This window comes from Arthrobacter sp. 01T414 (assembly GCF_056398965.1).
This window is the reverse complement of the sequence record NZ_JBFTQK010000001.1, coordinates 798,751-819,863: the sequence shown is the minus strand read 5'-3', so window position 1 is coordinate 819,863 and position 21,113 is coordinate 798,751. Positions and strand designations below refer to the sequence as shown.

The 21,113-nt window shown below is 65.8% G+C and carries 21 protein-coding genes and 1 pseudogene; 11 read left to right on the top strand and 11 right to left on the bottom strand.

Annotated features, from left to right (window positions below; genetic code table 11):
• The first annotated feature begins 16 nt into the window (after positions 1-16).
• The 3 genes from AC1DK9_RS03875 (at position 17) to AC1DK9_RS03865 (ending at position 2,036) form a co-directional block, all read left to right on the top strand.
• Entirely contained in the window at positions 17-448 is a 432-nt protein-coding gene (locus tag AC1DK9_RS03875) for a (R)-mandelonitrile lyase (protein WP_476863002.1), read from the top strand.
• Between the two features lie 10 nt (positions 449-458).
• Positions 459-1,316 carry an aldo/keto reductase gene (locus AC1DK9_RS03870; protein WP_476863001.1) on the top strand — a complete coding sequence of 286 codons (858 nt, stop codon included), beginning with the start codon at positions 459-461 and terminating at the stop codon, positions 1,314-1,316.
• Between the two features lie 135 nt (positions 1,317-1,451).
• Complete coding sequence (locus AC1DK9_RS03865) at positions 1,452-2,036, top strand: flavodoxin (RefSeq protein WP_476863000.1); 585 nt, start codon at positions 1,452-1,454, stop codon at positions 2,034-2,036.
• 717 nt (positions 2,037-2,753) lie between these two features.
• Here AC1DK9_RS03865 and AC1DK9_RS03860 read toward each other — a convergent pair.
• Positions 2,754-3,629 (bottom strand): helix-turn-helix transcriptional regulator, encoded by an 876-nt coding sequence (locus AC1DK9_RS03860; RefSeq protein WP_476915035.1) that lies wholly within the window; start codon positions 3,627-3,629, stop codon positions 2,754-2,756.
• A 291-nt stretch (positions 3,630-3,920) separates the two neighbouring features.
• Between AC1DK9_RS03860 and AC1DK9_RS03855 the strand changes: the two genes are divergently transcribed.
• The 5 genes and pseudogenes from AC1DK9_RS03855 to AC1DK9_RS03835 all read left to right on the top strand — a co-directional run bounded on the left by AC1DK9_RS03855 (position 3,921) and on the right by AC1DK9_RS03835 (position 7,682).
• On the top strand, positions 3,921-5,123 hold the full coding sequence (locus AC1DK9_RS03855; protein WP_476915034.1) for an MFS transporter: 1,203 nt from the start codon (positions 3,921-3,923) through the stop codon (positions 5,121-5,123).
• A 54-nt stretch (positions 5,124-5,177) separates the two neighbouring features.
• Positions 5,178-5,726, top strand: a complete 549-nt coding sequence (locus AC1DK9_RS03850) for a cyclophilin-like fold protein (RefSeq protein ID WP_476915033.1) — start codon at positions 5,178-5,180, stop codon at positions 5,724-5,726.
• Between the two features lie 68 nt (positions 5,727-5,794).
• Entirely contained in the window at positions 5,795-6,835 is a 1,041-nt protein-coding gene (locus AC1DK9_RS03845) for a zinc-dependent alcohol dehydrogenase family protein (RefSeq protein ID WP_476862996.1), read from the top strand.
• 101 nt (positions 6,836-6,936) lie between these two features.
• A pseudogene (locus AC1DK9_RS03840) lies at positions 6,937-7,267 on the top strand (carboxymuconolactone decarboxylase family protein).
• Between the two features lie 10 nt (positions 7,268-7,277).
• Complete coding sequence (locus AC1DK9_RS03835; RefSeq protein ID WP_476915032.1) at positions 7,278-7,682, top strand: cupin domain-containing protein; 405 nt, start codon at positions 7,278-7,280, stop codon at positions 7,680-7,682.
• A 429-nt stretch (positions 7,683-8,111) separates the two neighbouring features.
• On the opposite strand, the gene AC1DK9_RS03830 is transcribed toward AC1DK9_RS03835, so the two are convergent.
• Together AC1DK9_RS03830 and ychF are read right to left on the bottom strand one after the other, a co-directional pair.
• The gene (locus AC1DK9_RS03830) at positions 8,112-8,546 is read right to left on the bottom strand and encodes an SRPBCC family protein (protein ID WP_476915031.1); all 435 of its coding nucleotides are present in this window, start codon (positions 8,544-8,546) and stop codon (positions 8,112-8,114) included.
• A 335-nt stretch (positions 8,547-8,881) separates the two neighbouring features.
• Positions 8,882-9,967, bottom strand: coding sequence for a redox-regulated ATPase YchF (ychF, locus tag AC1DK9_RS03825; protein ID WP_346960224.1), 1,086 nt, complete (start codon positions 9,965-9,967; stop codon positions 8,882-8,884).
• Between the two features lie 143 nt (positions 9,968-10,110).
• Between ychF and AC1DK9_RS03820 the strand changes: the two genes are divergently transcribed.
• Entirely contained in the window at positions 10,111-11,409 is a 1,299-nt protein-coding gene (locus AC1DK9_RS03820; RefSeq protein ID WP_476915030.1) for a DNA recombination protein RmuC, read from the top strand.
• 37 nt (positions 11,410-11,446) lie between these two features.
• Here the strand turns inward: AC1DK9_RS03820 and AC1DK9_RS03815 are convergent, their stop codons facing one another.
• The gene (locus tag AC1DK9_RS03815; RefSeq protein WP_476862978.1) at positions 11,447-12,538 is read right to left on the bottom strand and encodes a 4-hydroxy-3-methylbut-2-enyl diphosphate reductase; all 1,092 of its coding nucleotides are present in this window, start codon (positions 12,536-12,538) and stop codon (positions 11,447-11,449) included.
• Between the two features lie 22 nt (positions 12,539-12,560).
• Positions 12,561-13,424, bottom strand: a complete 864-nt coding sequence (locus tag AC1DK9_RS03810) for a hypothetical protein (protein WP_476915029.1) — start codon at positions 13,422-13,424, stop codon at positions 12,561-12,563.
• 209 nt (positions 13,425-13,633) lie between these two features.
• On the opposite strand from AC1DK9_RS03810, the gene xseA reads away from it, so the two are divergent.
• Both xseA and AC1DK9_RS03800 read left to right on the top strand, forming a co-directional pair.
• Positions 13,634-14,920 carry an exodeoxyribonuclease VII large subunit gene (gene xseA, locus AC1DK9_RS03805; protein ID WP_476915028.1) on the top strand — a complete coding sequence of 429 codons (1,287 nt, stop codon included), beginning with the start codon at positions 13,634-13,636 and terminating at the stop codon, positions 14,918-14,920.
• A gap of 110 nt (positions 14,921-15,030) precedes the next feature.
• Entirely contained in the window at positions 15,031-15,273 is a 243-nt protein-coding gene (locus AC1DK9_RS03800) for an exodeoxyribonuclease VII small subunit (protein ID WP_476915027.1), read from the top strand.
• 15 nt (positions 15,274-15,288) lie between these two features.
• On the opposite strand, the gene AC1DK9_RS03795 is transcribed toward AC1DK9_RS03800, so the two are convergent.
• The 6 genes from AC1DK9_RS03795 to AC1DK9_RS03770 form a co-directional block, all read right to left on the bottom strand.
• A complete protein-coding gene (locus AC1DK9_RS03795) occupies positions 15,289-16,143 on the bottom strand; it encodes a polyphosphate kinase 2 family protein (RefSeq protein ID WP_476862974.1) in 855 nt (284 codons plus the stop codon).
• 69 nt (positions 16,144-16,212) lie between these two features.
• A complete protein-coding gene (locus tag AC1DK9_RS03790; protein ID WP_476862973.1) occupies positions 16,213-17,433 on the bottom strand; it encodes a pyridoxal phosphate-dependent aminotransferase in 1,221 nt (406 codons plus the stop codon).
• Positions 17,434-17,586: 153 nt separating this feature from the next.
• Positions 17,587-18,549 (bottom strand): ABC transporter substrate-binding protein, encoded by a 963-nt coding sequence (locus AC1DK9_RS03785; protein WP_476915026.1) that lies wholly within the window; start codon positions 18,547-18,549, stop codon positions 17,587-17,589.
• Positions 18,546-19,292 (bottom strand): ABC transporter permease, encoded by a 747-nt coding sequence (locus AC1DK9_RS03780; RefSeq protein ID WP_476862971.1) that lies wholly within the window; start codon positions 19,290-19,292, stop codon positions 18,546-18,548. Before AC1DK9_RS03780 ends, AC1DK9_RS03785 begins: the two co-directional genes overlap by 4 nt.
• Entirely contained in the window at positions 19,289-19,999 is a 711-nt protein-coding gene (locus AC1DK9_RS03775) for an ABC transporter permease (RefSeq protein ID WP_476862970.1), read from the bottom strand. The genes AC1DK9_RS03780 and AC1DK9_RS03775 overlap by 4 nt, the downstream gene beginning before the upstream one ends.
• On the bottom strand, positions 19,999-21,093 hold the full coding sequence (locus AC1DK9_RS03770; protein ID WP_476862969.1) for an ABC transporter ATP-binding protein: 1,095 nt from the start codon (positions 21,091-21,093) through the stop codon (positions 19,999-20,001). The genes AC1DK9_RS03775 and AC1DK9_RS03770 overlap by 1 nt, the downstream gene beginning before the upstream one ends.
• Between the last annotated feature and the right edge of the window lie 20 nt (positions 21,094-21,113).

Here is a 21,113-nt window from a genome sequence, read left to right as displayed (position 1 = left end):
AATGAAAGGAGCAGGCATGCGCCTCGCAGTTCCGGGACCCACGACCAAGGGACCGGCCGAGAAGTTCACCGGCGACGTCTACCTGAATCCACTGCACTCAGCTGAAAGCCCCTCCCGGCTCGGGTTCGCGATGGTCCGGTTCGCCCCCGGGGCCCGGACCCACTGGCACTCCCACCCGCTGGGCCAAACACTGCACTGCACCGACGGAACGGGATTGGTGGCCACCCGGGACGGGAAAGTCATCGTCATGCGGGCCGGAGACACCGTCCACACCCTTCCCGGAGAAGAACACTGGCACGGCGCAACTCCGGACTCCCTGATGTGCCACCTGGCCCTGGTCGAAAACGACGACGGGCACACCGCAACGTGGCTCGAACCCGTCAGCGACCAGGACTACCAAGCCGCACACCCCAAAACCCACCCACAAACCACAGCAGAACAACGCTAAGGAAAAACCCATGAAGAACGTCACGCTCAACAACGGCATCGAAATGCCCATCCTCGGCTTCGGTGTCTTCCAGATCCCCGAAGAAGAAACCCAGACCGCCGTCGAAGCAGCCCTCGCCACCGGCTACCGGCACCTGGACACCGCCGCGTCCTACGGCAACGAAGAGGCCGTCGGCGCCGCGATCAAAGCCAGCGGCATCAACCGCGAAGAACTGTTCATCACCACCAAACTCTGGATCCAGCACGCACCCACCGGGAATGTCTACAACGACACCAAGCAGTCATTCCAGAACTCCCTGAACCGGCTCGGACTGGACTACCTCGACCTCTACCTGATCCACCAGCCGCTCGGTGACTACTACAGCGAATGGCGCGCCATGCAGGATCTGAACAAGGAAGGACTCACCCGCGCCATCGGCGTCTCGAACTTCCACCCGGACCGGCTCGTGGACCTCATCGACCACAACGAAATTGTCCCGGCGGTGAATCAGATCGAAACCCACCCGTTCCACCAGCGCGCCGCCGACCAGAAACTCATGCGCGAACGCGACGTGCAGATCGAGTCCTGGGGACCGTTCGCCGAAGGCAAGAACAACCTCTTCACGGACCCCGTCCTCAGCGCCATCGCTGAAGCCCACGGCAAGTCTGTCGCCCAGGTCGTGCTCCGCTGGCTCATCCAGCGAGACGTCGTCGTGATCCCGAAGTCTGTCCGCCCCGAGCGCATGGCCCAGAACCTGGACGTCTTCGGCTTCACCCTCACCGAGGAGCAGATGACCCGGATCACGGCACTGGACACCGGCGCCAGCCTCTTCTTCGACCACCGCGACCCCGCAATGGTCAGCTGGCTCGGCAACCGCCGGTACAACTAACACCAAGGCACTCCCTTGGCTACCAGCCCGTTAAACGTCAGTCGGCGGTCCGCCCTTCGCGGGGCGGCCGCCGGCCTGACCGGCGCCCTGCTCACCGCTGCGACAGCAGCCTGCACACCGCAAGGACCACGCACAGTGCCCAGGCCAGAGACCACATCGTCCCCAAACACAGCAACACCAGGCCAGGGCAGTCAACGCGTCCTGCTCGCCTACTTCTCCAGGGCCGGCGAAAACTACTACTACGGCGGACGCGCCACGCTGGAAGTCGGCAACACCGAGGTCCTCGCCGTCATGATCAGCGCCCGGGTACCCTGCGACGTGCACCGCATCGAGGCTGCCGACCCCTACCCTGCCGGCTACGACGCCACCGTCGCCCGGAACGTCAGCGAGCAAAACCAGGACGCCCGCCCCGCGATCCGCAACCTGCTGCCCTCCATCGACCAGTACGACACCGTGATCCTGGCCAGCGGCATTTGGAACGTCAGGGCACCAATGATCATGACAACCTTCGCCGAAAGCTACGACTTCGCCGGCAAAACCATCCATCCGGTCACCACCCACGCCATGAGCGGGCTGGGCAACACAGTCCGCGACTATGGTCGGTCCTGCCCCGGAGCGACAGTCCGTGAGGGCCTCGCTGTCAAAGGCGAGGAAGTCCGCGACGCAGGAACGGCCATCCAATCCTGGCTCCAACGCACGCAACTCCTCTCGGCCAATTAGCACGAACCGTCGAACCCTCACCACACCTGCTACGTTCAGAACAGACCCGTTGCGACGTTGGTGAGAAACCGCCCCGTAACTCCCCAGCTGGAAACGAGTGATGCCGCTCACTTTTGCATGAGTTTTGTCGAATGACTAGAGAAGTAGGCTTGTCAATTTTGTGACCAAATCTGATTCCACCCGAGAAGCTACGGCGCACGGGCAAGAGCGCCCGGGGACAGCAGAGTACTACCTAGTTGGCCCGCCCAGGTGCACAGGTCAAGACTCTCGAGCAGCACGAAACGTGCCAAGACGGGGCCACTGTTGGCCGTCCTTCCGAGGCCAAAAATACTTGACACAACCACTCAACGGGCCGCATACTGCGCAGGCCAGAATCCTTCCGTGTGTGGATAACTTGAGGCTACGGACCAACGGTATGGGCTGGCAAATGACGTGCATGCTCCTCATCCCCGCGGCGAGGAACGTCTTCGACGCCGTCAACTTAAGCGTTCCACCTCAAGTTGGCCAAGTGATCCAAAAAGCCACCCGGCACTCGAAAGTACCGGGCGGCGTCTAAGCAGGATGAGTATGGGACCTAGACACTGAACCTAAGTCCAACCACGTTCCGTTACGGGATAACCCTTGCTCTAGCACTCGTCGTCTGATCATGCGGAGACCAGGTGCCCATGGCCGCCCGTCCCTACGCCTGGACAGTTACCGCCCCGTACTGGAGGTGCCTTATTCGTGCGCAGCGGCCGTGGATCCCGTAGCCGCCCAGCTGGCCAGTAGCCTGAGTCGCTCAGCGCTGGGCGAACCGGGTTCGGCGGTGTAGATCATGAGAACGCAGCCGGGGTCGGCGGTAATGATGAGTTCCTCGTAGGCGAGAGTGAGTTCGCCGACAACGGGGTGGTTGAACCGTTTCGTGCCCGACCCGTGGGTCCGAACATCATGCGAACCCCACAGCTGCCGGAACACCTCGCTGCGCGTGGACAGCTCACCGACGAGATCCTGAAGTCCCTTGTCATGGGGATCACGGCCGGCTTCGGTCCGCATGATCGCAACGCACATCTCCGCGAAAAGCTCCCAGTCAGGATAAAAGTCGCGGGCTGCAGGGTCGAGGAACTGGAACCGGGCCAGGTTCGGGGTGCGACCTCCAACGCCGATGACGGGCGAATAGAAGGCCCGGCCGAGTTCATTGGTGGCAAGGAGGTCCTGGTGCTGGTCGCGCACGAAAGCAACGCCGTCAGTGATCGTACTGAGCACCCAGTGCAGACTGGGCCGACTGACGCTGTTTTTCGTGGATCGCCGGCGGGGACGCCCTGACAGGGGAATCCCGTCGGCGGCGCGGGCAAGATCGAAAAGGTGGGTCCGCTCCGTGTCGTCGAGGTTGAGCGCGCGGGCGATGGCGTCAAGCACGGACGAGGAGGCTCCGCCGATCGCCCCGCGTTCGAGCTTGGCGTAATACTCGACGCTGACGTCTGCGAGTATCGCAACTTCCGTGCGGCGAAGCCCGGCAACGCGCCTGTTCGGCCCGGCTGGAAGTCCGGCCTGTTCGGGGGTCACCTTCGCCCGGCGCGACATCAGGAACTCGCGTACCTCGGCTTTATTGTCCATGCCACGAGAATACGTCCCTCCAAACTTTGTTGGGGTGCCCTGCCGGTACACCCCTCGACAGAGACTCCTCCGCGGAACGGTTCGCATGTTGACTCGATAGGGAGTTACCGGCGGCACGACCAGGGCAAGGTTTTCAACCGTGCCCTTCCCCGCTGGAAGACACCTCTAAATCCGCCCAAGTAAGGACGTTATGACCGTGATCGCACTCGCCGGCGCCAGCGCAGGGCCCGGCGTAGCCATTACCCGCCGCTGCGGAACCGAAGGCCTCACGAATGCCTTGAAGGAGAGTAAGTGACCACCACCACCCTTCCGGCGTCGACCCCGGAAGCTACAGAGAAACCGCAACGGCTGCCGCTAGCGACGCTGTCCGCGCTGGCCGTCATCGGTTTCGTCCTCGTGGCTATGGAGACCATGCCGGCCGGCCTGCTGCCCGTTATAGCCACCGGGATGGGGACCAGTGAAGGCACCGTCGGACTGTTCGTCAGCGCCTACGCCCTTGGTACGGTGATCGTCACTATCCCCGCCATCACGTTGACCCGGGGACTGCGCCGGAAGCATCTGCTCCTGGTTGCAATCCTGGGCCTCATCCTGGCCAACAGCGTGACGGCCCTCTCCAGCGACGTGCCCCTGTCGCTGGTATCGCGTTTCGTCGCCGGCGCGTTCTCCGGAATCATCTGGGGAATGCTGGCCGCCTACGGCCGGAAGATCAGCCCACCCTCCCGTGCAGGACTGTCACTGGCCATCGTTTCCGTCGGGGCGCCCGTCGGATTCGCCCTCGGCACACCCCTCGGCTCCTGGCTCGGAACGACCTTCGACTGGCGCTGGGCGTTCACCGGGCTCAGCGCGGTGGCCCTGCTCGCCGGAGTCATCATCGCCTCAATCGCACCCGACGCCGAAGGGCAGCCCGGAAGCTCCCGACTTCCCCTGGTTCGGGTGTTCCGCATCCCCGGCATCGCCGTGATCCTGGCCGTCATCTTCACCTGGATGCTGGCCCACAACACCATCTACACCTACATCGCCCCCTACCTGCGCACCACCAACACAGGCCTCACCGCCGACGTCGAACTCTTCATCTTCGGAGTCGCCTCGATCGCCGGCATCATCATCACCGGCGCCCTCCTGGATAAACACCCACGCCCGCTCCTGCACGGAAGCGTCGCCCTGTTCATCTCGGCTGCGGTGATGCTGCTGCTGGGGCATGCGTTCCTTTCGGCGGTGATCGCCGCGACCGTACTCTGGGGCATCACGTTCGGCGGGGCCGCCGCCCAGCTCCAAGCCGCCCTCACCACCACCGGAGGCGCGGACTCCGATGTGGCGAACTCGTTCCTGCCGGTCGCGTTCAACCTCGCCATCTTCACCGCCGGCATCCTCGGCGCCGCCCTCCTCACGACCTTCAACGCCCTGGTCCTGGCGGTCGTGATGATCCTCGCCGGCCTGGCCGCGCTCCTGCTGACCATCTACGGACGCCGCACCGCTTTCCCCGCCCGCCTCTAACGTCATCGGCCCACCCGCGGCTTCGCCCTCCCCGCATCCGGAAAGGATCCGCCCGTGAACACTCACAACTGCCTTTCACTGCAAAAAGCCTTGCGGCCAAGCCTCGTGGCCCCTGCGCTGGTCATGATCGCTACCGCTGTCGCTATGGCCGGGTGCAGCTACAACCCCGGCGGCAGCGCTGGGACACGGCCGCCCTCCCCGGCCTCACCCGCGAGCGGTCCGGCTCCCGCCCCGACCGCACGGCCAACCACCACGCCGATTACCATCGAGCTCCGTGACCGGAGAATTGCAGGCGAACTCGACGGCAGCGCCACATCAGCCTCACTCCTGGCCCAGCTTCCCCTGACCCTGACGTTCCGGGACGACGGCGGCCAGGAAAAACTCGCCCAACTGCCCGCCCCGCTGGACCTGGCGGGCGCACCAAAGGGCAGCGAGGCCGCGACGCTAACGATCGGGTACTACGCCCCCGACCAAAGCCTCGTCCTCTACTACCGACACGTCGGCTACTTCAACGGGATCGTGCCCATCGGCACCTACGACAACGCCGACGCCATCGAGAACCAAGCTGACGGATTTTCCGCCACCATCCGCAAAGCCGGCTGACCGGCCCTCCTGGCGCCTCAAAAACGCCCGACGCTCCCAACCGCCCCACCACCACTCAGGAGATAAGAATGAAAGCCACCTACATGTACGGCCCCGGCGACGTCCGCGTCATCGACGCCCCCAACCCGGTGCTCAAAGATGCCACCGACGCAGTCGTCCGGATCGTGCGGGCCTGCGTCTGCGGATCCGACCTTCACCCCTACCACAGCATGGAGAACACCCCCGAGGGCGTGTCCATGGGACACGAGTTCATCGGCGTCGTCGAGGACATCGGATCCGACGTCCGCACCCTCACCCCCGGCGACCTAGTCATCGCCCCCTTCGCGTACTCGGACGGAACCTGCGAATTCTGCCGGGAAGGCCTCCAGACGTCATGCCTGCATGGAGGCTTCTGGGATGCACCCGGAATGGGCGGCGGCCAGGCCGAAGCCATCCGGGTCCCGTTCGCCGACGGGACCCTCGTGAAAGTACCCGGCGTCGACGAGAAGTCCCCGCTACTGGCCTCGCTGCTCACCCTCTCCGACGTGTACGGCACCGGATGGCACGCAGCCGCCCGCGCCGGCATCACCGAAGGAGACACCGTCGCCGTCATCGGCGACGGTGCGGTCGGGCTCATGGCCGTGCTCTCCGCCAAGCAGCTCGGGGCCGAACGCATCATCTTGATGGGACGCCACCGGGCCCGGACCGACCTCGGCATCGAGTTCGGGGCCACCGACATCGTCGCCGAACGCGGCGAGGAAGGTATCGCCAAGGTCCGTGAGCTCGCGGGCGGCCAGGGTGTCCGGAAGGTGCTCGAGGCGGTTGGACATATGCCCGCCTACGAGCAGGCATACGGCATCGTCCGCCCCGGCGGAATCATCAGCCGCGTCGGGGTCCCTCAATACGACGAAGCCCCCGTAGGTTTCGGCAGCCTTTTCGGCGGCAACGTCACCCTCACCGGGGGTCCCGCACCCGTTCGCGCCTACATCGAACAGCTGATGCCGGCCATCCTCGACGGCACCGCCAACCCCGGCAAAGTCTTCGACCGCACCGTCGGTCTGGATGAAATCCCTGACGCCTACCGTGCCATGGACGACCGCGAAGCTCTCAAGGTGATGATCGCGATCTAGCGAGCCTGCCTGTATGCGGCCGGGGGCCGTGCCGTTCAGACAGGAAAACCCCGGCCTCAACTGTCAAGTACCGCAGCACTCTTACCAAAAGAAGGACCACCATGACTGAGCAACCCAGGCAGGTCGGCGGCGGCCGGAAGATGTTCGGGGACTTCGCCCCGAAGCTCGCCGCGCTCACCGACGACGTGCTCTTCGAGGACCTCTGGAACCGGCCCGAGCTCTCAGCCCGCGACCGCAGCCTCATCACCGTAGCCGCCCTCACCGCCGGCGGCAGCGCCGAGCAGCTGGACTTCCACCTGGGCCGCCGTCGAGAACGGCGTGACCCGTGACGAGCTCATCGAGGCAATCACTCACATCACGCTCTACGCCGGCTGGCCCAAGGGCATGTCCGCGATGGGCGTGGCCAAGAAGCACTTCACCGACAACGCCTAAGGAACCCGCCTTGAACATTGAACCCACGAACCCCACCACCAAGAACCCGGCCGCCCAGTTCGCCGGCGAAGTGTGGCTCGACCCGATCGCGCTGCCGCACGAGGCCGGCCAGACCATGGTTGTCGCCACCGTGCGCTTCGCCCCCGGCGCCCGCACTGCCTGGCACTCCCACGAACACGGCCAGTACCTCCGCGTCACCCAGGGAGTCGCCCGCTTCGGCGGTCGCGACGGCAGCATAATCGAGGTCCACCCCGGCCAGACCTTGTACACCCCGCCCGGCGAGGAGCACTGGCACGCCRCCGCGCCCGGCTGCTTCATGGAACACATCGCTATGCTCCAGAACGGCGAAGACCCCGCCACCACCACAGTCTGGGGCGAGCACATCACCGACGACGAGTACAAAGGCACTAAGTAGACCACACCGGGTCGGGCCGCGGCCGGCCCTTCGGCCGCGGGCACAGCCACCTGCGCCCGCGGCCGATTTGAATAACCCTATCGGCGTCCCGAGACGGGTCACCGGTCTATGGGGAGTCGCCCACCCGACCTCGCTCGCGTACCTGCATCGGAATCCGCAAGAGACTGATACGGAACGAATTTTTTATTTAGTGCCAAGCGTTGATGCGGCACTCCACCTGTTCGTAGTCAACCCTCCGGTGGAAAAAAACTTTGACCGCTAAAGAACACGTGTTCTTAGCGGCCATCGCAAAGGATTTCAGGAGGGTCAGAACTAAACATTAAATGAAAATTCAACCACGTTCAGTCACCGGCTAACCTCTGCGCCACTACGACAAACCCGAGAGTTGACGTCTGCGCAGCGCACCCGAGGAACTGGCTTCGTCCTCGGCTAGGCGGCTTCGAGAATCTTCTTGAGGTTCTCCAGGTCCTTGCGCATGGCCCGGCGCATCATCGGGACCATGAAGATGCCGGTAAGTGCTGAGAATCCGGAGGGTCCACCCGTGTTGCGGAGGGTCATGAGGGTCGCGCCATTCTCATCGGACCAGCTGTAGACGGTCCGCATTGGGAAAGGACCTTGACTTGTACGCATAGTGAGTTGATGGCCAGGGACCAGCTCGCTTATTTCGTAGACATAATCCAGATTTCGGCCGAGGAATCGCGCGGTGAAGGCAACCCGGGATCCGACCGCTAGGGGCCGCGGAGTCTGCCATCGTGCAGACCGTATGTTCACGTACCAGGCCGGCGCGTTGTCCGGGTCGGAAGCATAACTGGCCACGATCTCGCGGGGCCGCCCGATCAATATTTCGGTCTGGACGTTCACCATGGGTGTTCCTTTGTGTATCGCTAGCTGGCCGGAGATGCCGGAGGCGGACTTTCCAACTATCGCATGACGCGATTGCCGGGCGGGCCGCCGCGGATCGTCAGCACTATAGAGTGGGCCGGCCAACGCTTGTTAGATATGCCCTGGTGCTCGCACTGGCGCGCCTCAAAATTGCACGGTCAAGGCGTCCCGACGGCAACGACGCGCAGCCACCCGCTTCGCGGCCTTCCCGGGCTAAGAAATGTTAGTGGCATCATTCTGGCTCGGGAACCGCCCGCAAAGGTGCTTGGCCGCCAAGAAAATGTGTTCTTAGCGGCCCTGGCAAAAGGCGTCAGGAACTACACGTTAAAGCGGAACTCCACCACGTCGCCGTCGGCCATGACGTATTCCTTGCCTTCGATGCGGACTTTGCCGCGGGCCTTGGCCTCGGCCATCGAACCGGCCTCGATGAGGTCATCGAAGGAGACAACCTCGGCCTTGATGAAGCCGCGCTGGAAATCCGAGTGGATTACACCGGCCGCCTGCGGTGCCGTGTCGCCCTGGTGGATGGTCCAGGCCCGTGTCTCCTTGGGTCCGGCGGTCAGGTAGGTCTGCAGGCCCAGCGTGTGGAAACCGACGCGGGCCAGTTGATCGAGGCCCGACTCGTCCTGGCCATTCATTTCCAGCATTTCACGGGCTTCTTCCTCGTCCAGTTCCACGAGGTCGGACTCGAGCTTGGCGTCGAGGAAGATGCAGTCGGCCGGGGCCACCAGGGCGCGCAGCTCTTCCTGCTTCTCGGGGCTGCCGAGGATCCCCTCGTCCGCGTTGAAGACGTAGATGAACGGCTTGGCCGTGAGCAGCCCGAGCTCCTTGAGGTGTTCCATCTCCAGTTTGTCGCTCTTGATCGAGGAGAAGATCGTGTCGCCGCGCTCCAGCACAGCCTGGGCAGCCTTGACGGCGGCCAGCTCGGCGGCTTCGCGCTTCTTGATCTTGACTTCTTTTTCGATCCGGGGGACGGCCTTCTCGATTGTCTGCAAGTCCGCGAGGATCAGCTCGGTGTTGATCGTCTCCATGTCCGAGCGGGGATCGACCTTGCCGTCGACGTGGATGACGTCGGGGTCGTCGAACACGCGGACGACCTGAGCGATGGCCTCGGCCTCACGGATGTTCGCGAGGAACTGGTTGCCCAGGCCCTCCCCCTCGGAGGCGCCCTTGACGATGCCGGCGATGTCCACGAAGGACACGGCGGCCGGGAGCAGGCGCGCGGATCCGAAGATGGCGGCGAGCTTCTCAAGCCGCGGGTCCGGCAGGTTCACGACGCCGACGTTGGGCTCGATCGTGGCGAACGGGTAGTTCGCCGCGAGCACCTGGTTGCGGGTCAGTGCGTTGAAAAGAGTTGATTTGCCGACGTTGGGCAGTCCGACGATGCCAATAGTAAGAGCCACGAGTATTGATTCTACCGGTAAACGGGCCGCTCCCCTGCGGCGGCTGGTCGTTGTTCGCCGTCGGCGTCCCTCCAGGCTTCCCGTACTGCGGGACCCGTGCGTCACTGGCTAAAAGTGTCAGTGCTGCGTGCCAGAGTGAAGGCATGGACGCTTTTGCACTCATTCTCGCCTTGTTGATGCTGTTGATCGGGGCCGTCGCGGGCGCCGCCTTCACCTTCGTGGTGTTGCGGCGCCGCAGCGCCGATCTCGAACAGGACTTCGACGGCGTCTCCGCGCGCCTGTCCGAGGTCAGCGCCCAGTTCGCCGCCGCCGACGCCGAACGCCGCCTGCTGGCGGCCCAGAACCGCGAGCTGGGTGACGCCAGGACCCAGGACGGCAGCGTGCTGCGCGCGCTGGCCCCCGTGGCCGAAAAGCTCACAGCGGTCCAGCAGCAGGTCTCGCTCCTGGAACGGGACCGGCTGGAACAATACGGCCAGCTTGCCCAGCAACTGCAGGAAGCGAGGCTCTCGGACGAACAGCTGCTGCGCTCGACGCATGCCCTCGAATCCGCCCTGCGTTCCAACAGCGCGCGCGGCCAGTGGGGCGAAGTGCAGCTGCGCCGCGTGGTCGAGGCATCCGGCATGCTGCGCCATGTGGACTTCCATGAGCAGCTGCACAGCTCCGGTTCCGCGGCCGAGAACTCCGTCCGGCCCGACCTCGTGGTGCAGCTGCCCGGCGACAAGCAGCTCGTGGTGGACGCCAAGGTGCCGCTGACGGCCTACCTTGAAGCGCAGGAACTCGGCGCTTCCACGGGCGGACGGGCCGCTGGCGGCGGAACCTTGAACGGCCAGCAGGCGCTGCTGGCTACCCATGCGAAGGCCCTGAAGGCGCATGTGGACGCCCTGAGCAACAAAAAGTACTGGGATATCCCCGGCAATGCTCCGGAGCTGGTGGTCTGCTTCCTGCCCGCAGAGTCCATCCTGGCCGCCGCGCTCACGGCCGATCCGGCCCTGCTGGACTACGCCCTGTCCAAAAACGTCGTCCTCGCCTCACCCGGGACGCTGCTGGCGGTGCTCAAATCGGTGGCGTTCACCTGGCGGCAGGACGTGCTCACGGACAGCGCCCGGGAACTCTTCGAACTGGCACAGCAGCTCTATGAGCGGATGGGAACCCTGGGCGAGAACGTCTCGAAGCTGGGCTCCTCGCTGAAAACGTCGGTGGACCGCTACAACTCCCTGGTCGGCACGTTGGAGGCCAGGGTGCTGCCGACGGCACGGAAACTCAACGCCTTGGAAACCGCCGGACTCGCAACCCCAATCACTGTCGAGGCGACACCGCGCTCGTTGGCGGCGCCGGAGCTGCAGCAGGTCACCCGGCAGGCGGATACATCCCTCGCAGAAGACGACGACGACAGCGCGGGCACGGCCGAGGGCAGCGGCGACCCGGAAGAGTCGGCTGCCTAGGCTGTCGCCCGGCTAAGGCTAGGACTGCTCGGCGGCGTTAGGACTGGTTCGCCGGGCGGGCGCCGCGGCCGCCAAGGGCGCGGGAAACGTCCCCGGCCTGCTTGAGGGTGGCACGGAGTTCCTTCGGCAGCGAGAAGAGCAGGTCTTCCTCAGCCGTGACGACTTCCTCGACGGCGCCGTAGCCGTAGTCGGCCAGCAGGCGCAGCACGTCCTTCACCAGCACCTCCGGCACCGAAGCCCCCGACGTCACACCGACCGTGGCAACGCCTTCGAACCAGGACTCGTCCACCTCATTGGCGAAGTCGACCCGGTAGGAGGCCTTCGCCCCGTATTCCAGGGCGACCTCGACGAGGCGGACGGAGTTCGAGGAGTTGGCCGAACCCACCACAATCACGAGGTCCGCCTGGGGCGAGATCTTCTTGATGGCGACCTGCCGGTTGGTGGTCGCGTAGCAGATGTCGTCGCTGGGCGGATCCTGAAGGGTGGGGAAGCGTTCCTTCAGGAGGCGCACGGTTTCCATGGTCTCGTCCACGCTCAGCGTGGTCTGCGAGAGCCAGATGACCTTCTCCGGGTCGCGGACCGTCACCTTGTCGACCTCATGCGGGCCGTTGATGATCTGGATGTGCTCGGGCGCCTCTCCGGCGGTCCCTTCGACCTCTTCGTGGCCGTCATGGCCGATCAGCAGGATGTCGAAGTCGTCCTTCGCGAAGCGGACTGCCTCGCGGTGCACCTTGGTCACCAGCGGGCAGGTCGCGTCGATCGTGCGCAGGCCGCGGTCCTCCGCGGACTGGACCACAGCCGGGGAGACGCCATGGGCGGAGAAGATCACCAGGGCGCCCTCGGGGACCTCATCGGTTTCGTCAACGAAGATCGCGCCCTTTTCCTCGAGGGAACTGACCACGTGGACGTTGTGCACGATCTGCTTGCGGACGTAGACGGGCGGACCGTAGTGCTCAAGCGCTTTTTCCACGGCGATGACCGCACGGTCGACGCCGGCGCAATAGCCTCGCGGGGCCGCGAGCAGCACCTTCTTCGGTCCGGTCACGGGGGCCGCCGCCAGCACTTCTTCCGGCGTTCGCCGCCGGCGCGGAACGGAGGGCATCGGAATGGATACTGCGGTGGAGGTCATTCCCCAATGCTACCGGTGTTCGCTAGGGCCGGATATTTGACGCAGGACGGCGCCCGCGGACAACCCGGAGCACAATCCCGGCGGCCAGCAGGGCGCCGCCCGCCAGCAGGGCCGCCACAATCCACTGACCGAAGCTGGCCGTCGCGGCCGCCACGAATTCCCGCTTAAAGATCTCCGCCACGTCGCTGCCGGTCCCGGCCCCCTGGAGCATGCTGCCGGCCGTATCCGAGCCGAATTTCCAAACTCCGGCCAGGACCAGGCCGCCAAGCCCGGTGCCGGCCAAAACCGTCCACTTCCGCCGGGCAGCGACGAAGGCAAGGATGAACGCGATGGCTGAGCCCACGGCCACGGCAGAGCCCATCGGCGCGTAGGCGGAAATCCGTTCAATGAGCTGGCGCTGGTCCGACTGGCCGATGTTGATGCGCACCTGTTCCGGCGCCTTGAGCGGAACCGGGGAAGCTTCCGAGACGCGCTTGACCACCAACCCGACCAGCGGGGCGACATCCAAGGTCAGGGAAGTGGTGCCGTCGACCTCCGGCGGAAGCGTGCGCGGGTCGGCAAAGCTGAGGCGGTGGCTCCTGCGCAGGGTCTCGGCCCAGGCATCCGAATAACCGGGCATGGAGACCAGGGACTTTGCGGCGTCCGCCAGGATCGGCTTGACCACCGCGGCCACGGGGTCTGGAAGCTGCTGGCCGCCAAAAGACATGCCGTTCACTGCGGCCGTCGCCAGCCTCTTTTGGAAGACCGGATCCTTGCCCAGCGGGGCGGTGAGCGCGACGAACCCCTCCTCCTGGACAATGTTCCGGTCCACCCACATGGCCGGGACGGCAACAGCGGCCATAGCCAGGCCGATCAGCACGGCAACGGCCGAGACAAAAGTGCGCACGAAAGTCTCCTAGGAGGTTGGGAGTAGACCATCCTACGGTGCCGGCGCAGCGAACCCGAAAGCAGGGCACCGTAAAGCAGCCGGCCAAAACGTCCGGCCCTGCTGGTAGAGCTATGGATAGAGTTGAAGCAGTTCCCCGCCTCCATCAAAGGACCTGTCCCCCATGCACCAGCACCTGCACCAGGCACCATCCGCCGGCGGCCACCGGCATGTCTGAAGACACCGCCGCGGCCAGCACCCTGCCGGCAACTGCCGCGGACACCAGCCCGGACAATCCCTGGCCCCTGCAGCTGCTCTCGCAGAAGCTGAAGATGCACATCGACCGCGCGCCCTCGGCATGGGTCGAAGGCCAAGTCATCGAGCTAAACCGGCGCGGAACCAACGCTTACCTCACGCTGCGGGACATCGATGCGGAGATCTCCCTCCCGGCCTCGGTGTGGACCAACGTCCTGGACCGCCAGGCCACCCCGCTGGAGCGCGGCTCCAGGGTAGTGGCGCTGCTCAAGGCCGAATTCTGGCTCAAGACGGGCCGGCTGAACATGTCGGTGAAGGACATCCGGCCGGTGGGGCTGGGCGACCTGCTGGCCCGGATCGAACGGCTGCGCCAGGCCCTCGCGGCGGAGGGGCTGTTCGCCGATTCCCGCAAGAAGCGGCTGCCGCTGCTCCCCCACCGGATCGGCCTGATCACCGGGCGCGACTCGGATGCGAAAAAGGACGTACTTCGCAACGCGGCGCTGCGCTGGCCCGCCGTCGAATTCGAGATCCGCGAGGTGGCCGTGCAGGGCAACACTGCCGTGGCCCAGGTCATCGGTGCGCTCAAGGAGCTCGATGCCCACCCGGTGGTTGACGTGATCGTCATCGCCCGCGGCGGCGGCGCCCTCGAGGACCTGCTCCCCTTCAGCAGCGAGGAACTCATCCGGGCCGTCGCCGACGCCGCTACGCCGGTCGTCAGTGCGATCGGCCACGAAGCCGACCGCCCCATCCTCGACGACGTCGCTGACCTGCGCGCCTCGACGCCCACCGATGCGGCGAAACGGATCGTGCCCGATGTCGTGGAGGAACTGGCACGGGTCCGGCAGGCCCGGGAGCAGCTGCGCCGCGGTGTCACCCGCCTGGTGGAGCGGGAAACGGACCGGCTGGCCGCGCTCCGCTCCCGCCCGGTGCTGGCCGCCCCCGAGGGCATGGTCACCGCCCGGCACGACGACGTCGAGCGGCTCAAAAGCCGCTCACACGCGGCGATCAATACTGCAGTGGTACGGGCGGCCGATCAGCTGGTTCATCTCAAGGCCCAGGTGCGTGCACTCTCACCGCAGAAAACGCTCGACCGCGGTTACGCCGTCGTCCAGCTTGACGACGGCAGCACCGCTCCCGGGACCCGCCATGAAGTGGTGCGGCACCCGGACCAGGCACCGGCAGGCACCGCGCTGGCCGTGCGGGTGGCGGGCGGTAAGTTCACGGCGCAGTCGACCGGCGGCGAGGTGCCCGCCGAGGACTGACCGGCCCACCACTGACAACCCAAACACCCAAGATTTCCCAGACCCCGCGACAAGGCTCCCGAACAAGCCCCGGCTTCGGGTGGCACCGCATCCACGCAAGGAGCACCAGCATGGCAGTAGAAAACGCAGCAACCCCGACACCGAACACCGACATCGACGCCCTCAGCTACGAGGAAGCCCGCGAACAACTCGTAGGTGTGGTGGGCCGGTTGGAGGCAGGAGGCGCCAGCCTCGAGGAATCGCTCGCGCTCTGGGAGCGCGGAGAGGCCCTCGCCAAGCGCTGCGAACAGTGGCTCGAGGGCGCCCGCAAGCGTCTCGCCGCCGCCCGGGACCAGGCCGGCCAGGAAAACTGACCCCGGGCGGTCCGGCTAGGAGCGCCGCACCAGCTCGCGTTCCATATCGACGTCGAGCTCCGGGACGGGCCACTCAAGCGCGAGTCCTTCGAGTGCGTCGAGCAGCAGCTGCTGCACGGCGATCCGGGCGTACCACTTCTTGTTGGCCGGGACGACGTGCCAGGGCGCGAGTTCGGAGCTGGTCTGCTCAAACGCCGCCTGGTAAGCGTCCATGTAGTCGTCCCAGAAGGCCCGTTCCTTGAGGTCGTTGCCGCTGTATTTCCACATTTTCGATGGGTCGTCGAGCCGGGCGAGCAAACGTTCCTGCTGTTCATCGCGGCTGATGTGCAGCATGACCTTGACGATCTTCGTTCCGGCGGCAGCCTGCCGGGCCTCGAACTCGTTGATGGCCCGGTAGCGGCGCTCCAGTTCCTCGGCGTCGGCCCAGCGGTGCACCCGGTGGATCAGGACGTCCTCGTAGTGGGATCGGTCGAATACGCCCACCATGCCCGCCGCGGGGACTTCCTTTTCGATCCGCCAGAGGAAGTCGTAGGACTGTTCCTCCGGGGTGGGCGCCTTGAAGGACTTCAGCTGCACGCCCTGCGGATTCATCTGGCCCATGACGTGGTTGACGATGCCGCCCTTGCCCGCGGTGTCCATGGCCTGCAGGACCAGCAGGACGCGCTTCTTGCCGCCGGTCCTGGACTCCGCGAAGAGCTGTTCCTGCAGCTGCGTGAGCTTGCCGTCGAGCTCGCTGAGCAGCGTCTCCCCGGCGGCCTTATCCCCCGCGTAACCCGGTGTGGAGCCCGGGTCGAGGTCACGGAGGCTGAACTTCTTGCCTGCCTTCAGGGTTTCGGAGGGGTGCTTGTCGAAGTCCACGACATCTGCCATCAAAGCCTCATTCCGGTTCGGGCAGCCCGCCGGCCGGACGTTCGACCAGCGGCGCTGCTGACCCGAATCCTAGTTGCCTTGGTACCGGCTCAGGAAGTCCGCCATGCGGTTGATCGCTTCTTCAAGGTCCTTGACATTCGGGAGGGTCACCATCCGGAAGTGGTCCGGCCGGACCCAGTTGAAGGCGCGGCCGTGGGAAACGAGGATCTTCTGCTGGCGCAGCAGGTCCAGGACGAATTTTTCGTCGTCGCGGATGTGGTAGACCTCGGGGTCGAGCCGCGGGAACAGATACATCGCCCCGCGGGCCTGCTGGGTGCTCACACCCGGAATGGCGTTCAGCATGTCGTAGGCCTTGTTCCGCTGCTCCAGCAGGCGACCGCCGGGAAGGATCAGGTCGTTGATGCTCTGGTAGCCGCCCAGCGCCGTCTGGATGGCGTGCTGCGCCGGCACGTTGGCGCACAGCCGCATGTTGGCCAGCAGGTTGATGCCTTCAAGGTAGTCCCCGGCATCTTTCTTCGGGCCCGAGATGGCCATCCAGCCGGCCCGGTAGCCGCAGACCCGGTAGGCCTTGGACAGCCCGCTGAAGGTCAGGCAGAGCACGTCGTCGCCGGTGAGGCTGGCCATGTTCACGTGGACGGCGTCCTCGTAGAGGATTTTTTCGTAGATCTCGTCCGCGAACAGCACCAGCCCGTGCTTCTCGGCCAGGGCCACGATCTTCTTGAGCGTTTCCTCCGGGTACACGGCGCCGGTGGGGTTGTTGGGGTTGATGACCACGATGCCCTTGGTGCGCGGCGTGATCTTCGATTCCAGGTCGTCCAGGTCGGGCTGCCAGCCGGAGTCCTCGTCGCAGAGGTAGTGCACCGGCTTCCCGCCGGCCAGGGCCACGGACGCGGTCCAGAGCGGATAGTCCGGGGTGGGAATGAGGACCTCGTCGCCGTCGTCCAGCAGCGCCATCAGCGACATCGTGATGAGCTCGCTGACGCCGTTGCCGAGGTAGATGTCATCGACGTGGATGTTCTGGATCCCGCGGGTCTGGTAGTACTGCGAGACGGCGGTGCGGGCGGAGAAGATACCGCGGGAGTCGCTGTAGCCCTGAGCGTGCGGCAGGTGGCGGATCATGTCCACCAGGATCGCGTCCGGCGCTTCAAACCCGAAGGGGGCCGGGTTTCCGATGTTCAGTTTGAGGATCCGGTGGCCCTCTGCCTCCATCTGCTGGGCGGCCTGAAGAATCGGTCCACGGATGTCGTAGAGGACATTATGAAGCTTGGTGGACTGCTTGAATTCTGCCATTCATCAAATATGCCATATGGCGGATGTACTTCCCCTGAGACGTGTCTCACAGCGAAAGTCCGCGTCACACGGGGCGCCGCAACAACGGCGGCGGCCGCCGGGCCCGGGGGTTCCGGATCCGGCGGCCGCCGTCGAACACTCACAAGTTCCGGTCTACTTGACCAGGCCCTTGTCCTTGAGCCACGCTGCCGCGGCGTCCTTGGGGTTCTGCTTCTCGGAGCCGCCAACCGCGCGGTTGAGGTTGATCAGGTCCTCCGTGGTGAGCATCTTGGAGACGGCGTTGATGGCTTCTTTGGCCTTGTCGGTCATCTTGGCCTTGTTGTACAGCGGCAGGACCTGCTGGGCGATGAAGTTGTTCTTCGGGTCCTCCAGCACCACCAGGTCGTTGTCGGCAATGGCCGGGGTGGTGGTGTAGATGTCGGCCACCTGGACCTGGTCCGAGAGCAGGGCCTTGACCGTCACAGGGCCGCCTCCGTCGCTGAACGGTTCCAGCTTCTTGGGCTCGCAGCCGTAGTTCTTCTTCAGGCCCGGCAGCCCGTAGGCGCGTTCGGCGAAGGTGGCGGGGGCGCCCACCACGATCTCGCCACAGACCTTGGCCAGGTCCTCGATGGACTTCAGCTTGTACTTCTCCGCGGTGGCTTTGGTGACCACCATGGCGTCCTTGTCCTCGGCCTTGGACGCGTCCAGCACGGCCAGGCCGTCGGGAAGCTTGCCCGGCAGTGCCTTGGCGATGTCGTCGGCGGAGATTTCGGTGGCGTCCTTGTTCACGTGCAGCAGCAGGTTGCCGCTGTAGTCGGGAACGACGTCGACCGAGCCGTCCTGGACGGCCTTGAAGTAGACCTCGCGGGAACCAATGTTCGGCTTGGTGCTGGCGGTGACGCCGGCGGCGTTCAGTGCCCCGGCGTAGAGCTCGGCAATGATCTGGCTTTCGGTGAAGTCGGCCGAACCGATCACGAGGGCGCCGCCGGCTCCCCCGGAGGAACCGCCGCTAGCGGGTGCCGAGGACAGCGGGTTGGACGAGCCCCCGCAGGCGGACAGGGCCAGGGCCAGGCCGACGCCGGCGGCGAGGCCGCCGAATGCGCGCCTGCCGAGGGCTCGTTGGCGGTTTTCCTTCATGACGTACCTCCTTGGACAACAGTCTCCGCCGGTGCGGGGTCTGTGAGATCAACCGCGGCCTGCTGGCTTCGGTTTGGCTTGCTGGCGGCCCCGCGTGAGAGGAAGAGCCGCTGGAATAGGACGAGGACAAGGTCCACGGCGATGGCGAGGGCCGCGATGAGCAGCGAACCGCCCAACATCTGGGGGAAGTCGGAGAGCACCAGGCCGTCGAACAGGTAACGGCCGAGGCCGCCCAGGTTGATGTACGCGACCACCGAGACGGTGGCGATCACCTGGAGGACGCCGGTGCGGAAGCCGCCGAACATCACCGGGAGGGCATTGGGGAACTCGGCGCGGAAGAGCACCTGGAGTTCGGTCATGCCCATGGCCCGGGCGGCGTCCACGACGTTCCGGTCCACGCTGGAGATTCCCGCATAGGTTCCGGCCAGCAGAGGCGGCACGGTCAGGATCACCAGCGCCCAGACCGGCGGCATCAGCCCGATCCCGGCGAGCAGCACGAAGAGCGTCAGCAGGCCCAGGGTGGGCAGGGCGCGGAGGGCCCCGGCGAGGGCCACCACCGCCACCCGGCCGCGGCCGGTGTGCCCGACGTAGAGCCCGACCGGCACCGCGATGGCGGTCGCGATCAGCATGACCAGGCCGGTGTATTGCAGGTGTTCGGCGAGGCGCACGGGAATGCCGGTGCTGCCGGACCAGTTCGCGGGGTCGGCGAGCCAGGCGAAGGTGTCCGTGAAGACGTTGCTCATGCCGACGCTCCCGCCGCGGAATCGGAGAGGCGCCGGGCCGCGGCAGGCTCCCCGGATTTTCCGGTCTTACCGGCGCTGGCTCGGGTCCAGGGCGTCAGGAGCCGTTCGAACAGGACCAGGACGGCGTCCATCAGCAGCGCCAGCACCAGGATGGCGACGATGCCCACCACCACCTCGGTGACGAAGTCGCGCTGGAGGCCTGAGGTAAAGAGCATTCCCAGGTTGCCGATGCCCAGCAGTGCGGCCACGCTGACCAGTGAGATGTTGCTGACCGACACCACCCGCAGGCCGGCGAAGAGCACCGGCAGGGACAGCGGCAGGTCGATCTGGAGGAAACGGGCCAGTGGCTTGAACCCCATGGCGACGGCGGCCTGCTGCAGGTCCTCGTCCACCGAGTCGAAGGCATCCAGCGCCGCCCGGACCAACAGCGCCACGGCGTAGATGGTCAGGGCGACCACGACGTTGGCGGGGTCCAGGATCCTGGTTCCCAGCACGGTCGGCAGGATGATGAAGAGCGCCAGCGACGGGATGGTGTAGAGCAGCGAGGAGGCGGTCAGCACCACGGTGCGCAAGGTGCGGTTCTGCCTGGCCAGCTGTGCCAGCGGAATCGAGATCAGCAGGCCAAGGATCATCGGCAGGATTGCCAGGACGAGGTGCTGGCCGGCGAGGCTGAAGACCTGCCCGCTGTTGGCCAGGAACCACTGCATCAGCGCACGCCTTGCCGAAGTCGCCGGTCCGCGTCGATCACGGCGAGCACTTCTGCTGCCTCGATCACACCGGCCACCCGGCCGTCCGAGTCGACAGCGACGCCGAGGCCGGACGGCGATGACAATGCGGCGTCGAGGGCACGGCGGAGGGTCTCGCCCTTATGGAACAGCGAGCCGCCCGGCACCGTTGCGGCACCGGCGCCCGGCGCGCTCCAGCCAAGCGGCCGGCCGTCGGCGTCGACCACGAGCTGCCACTCGCCCGAGCCGGGGCCCCCGGCGTCGAGTTCGCCTGCTCGGACGGTGTCCACCGGGTGGATCGTCACGCCGTCGGATGGACTGAACGCGAGGTGGCGGAAGCCCCGGTCGCGGCCCACGAAGGACGCGACGAAGTCGTTGGCCGGTGCCCGCAGGATCTCCTCCGGCGTCGCGTACTGAGCCAGCTTGCCGCCGCCGGCGAAGACGGCCACCTTGTCCCCCAGGACCGTGGCCTCGTCAATGTCGTGGGTGACGAACACGATGGTTTTGGCCAGGTCGCGCTGCAGGCGGAGCAGTTCCTTCTGCAGTTCGTCGCGCACCACGGGATCCACGGCGCTGAAGGGTTCATCCATGAGCAGCACGGGCGGGTCTGCGGCGAGGGCACGGGCCACGCCGACGCGCTGCTGCTGGCCGCCGGAAAGCTGGGAGGGGTAGCGCCGGCCGAGTCCGGAGGCGAGGCCGACGACGTCGAGCAGCTCCTGCGCGCGCTTGCGGGATGCGGCCTTGGAGACGCCGTTGAGCCGCGGAACGGTGGCGATGTTATCCAGGACGGAGCGGTGCGGCATCAGCCCGGAGGACTGCATGACGTAGCCCATGGAGCGGCGCAGCTGCGCGGCCGGCACGGTGGTGACGTCCCGCCCGTCGACGGTGATGGTTCCCGACGTCGGCTCCACCATGCGGTTGATCATCCGCAGCGAGGTGGTCTTGCCGCAGCCGGACGGTCCGACGAAGACCGTAATGGCTCCCTTGTCTATGGACATGCTCAGATCGTCGACGGCGGCCTGGCCGCCCTGGTACTGCTTGGTGACGCTCTGGAACTCGATCATGGCCTCTGCCATTCCGGGCTTACCTAACTGTT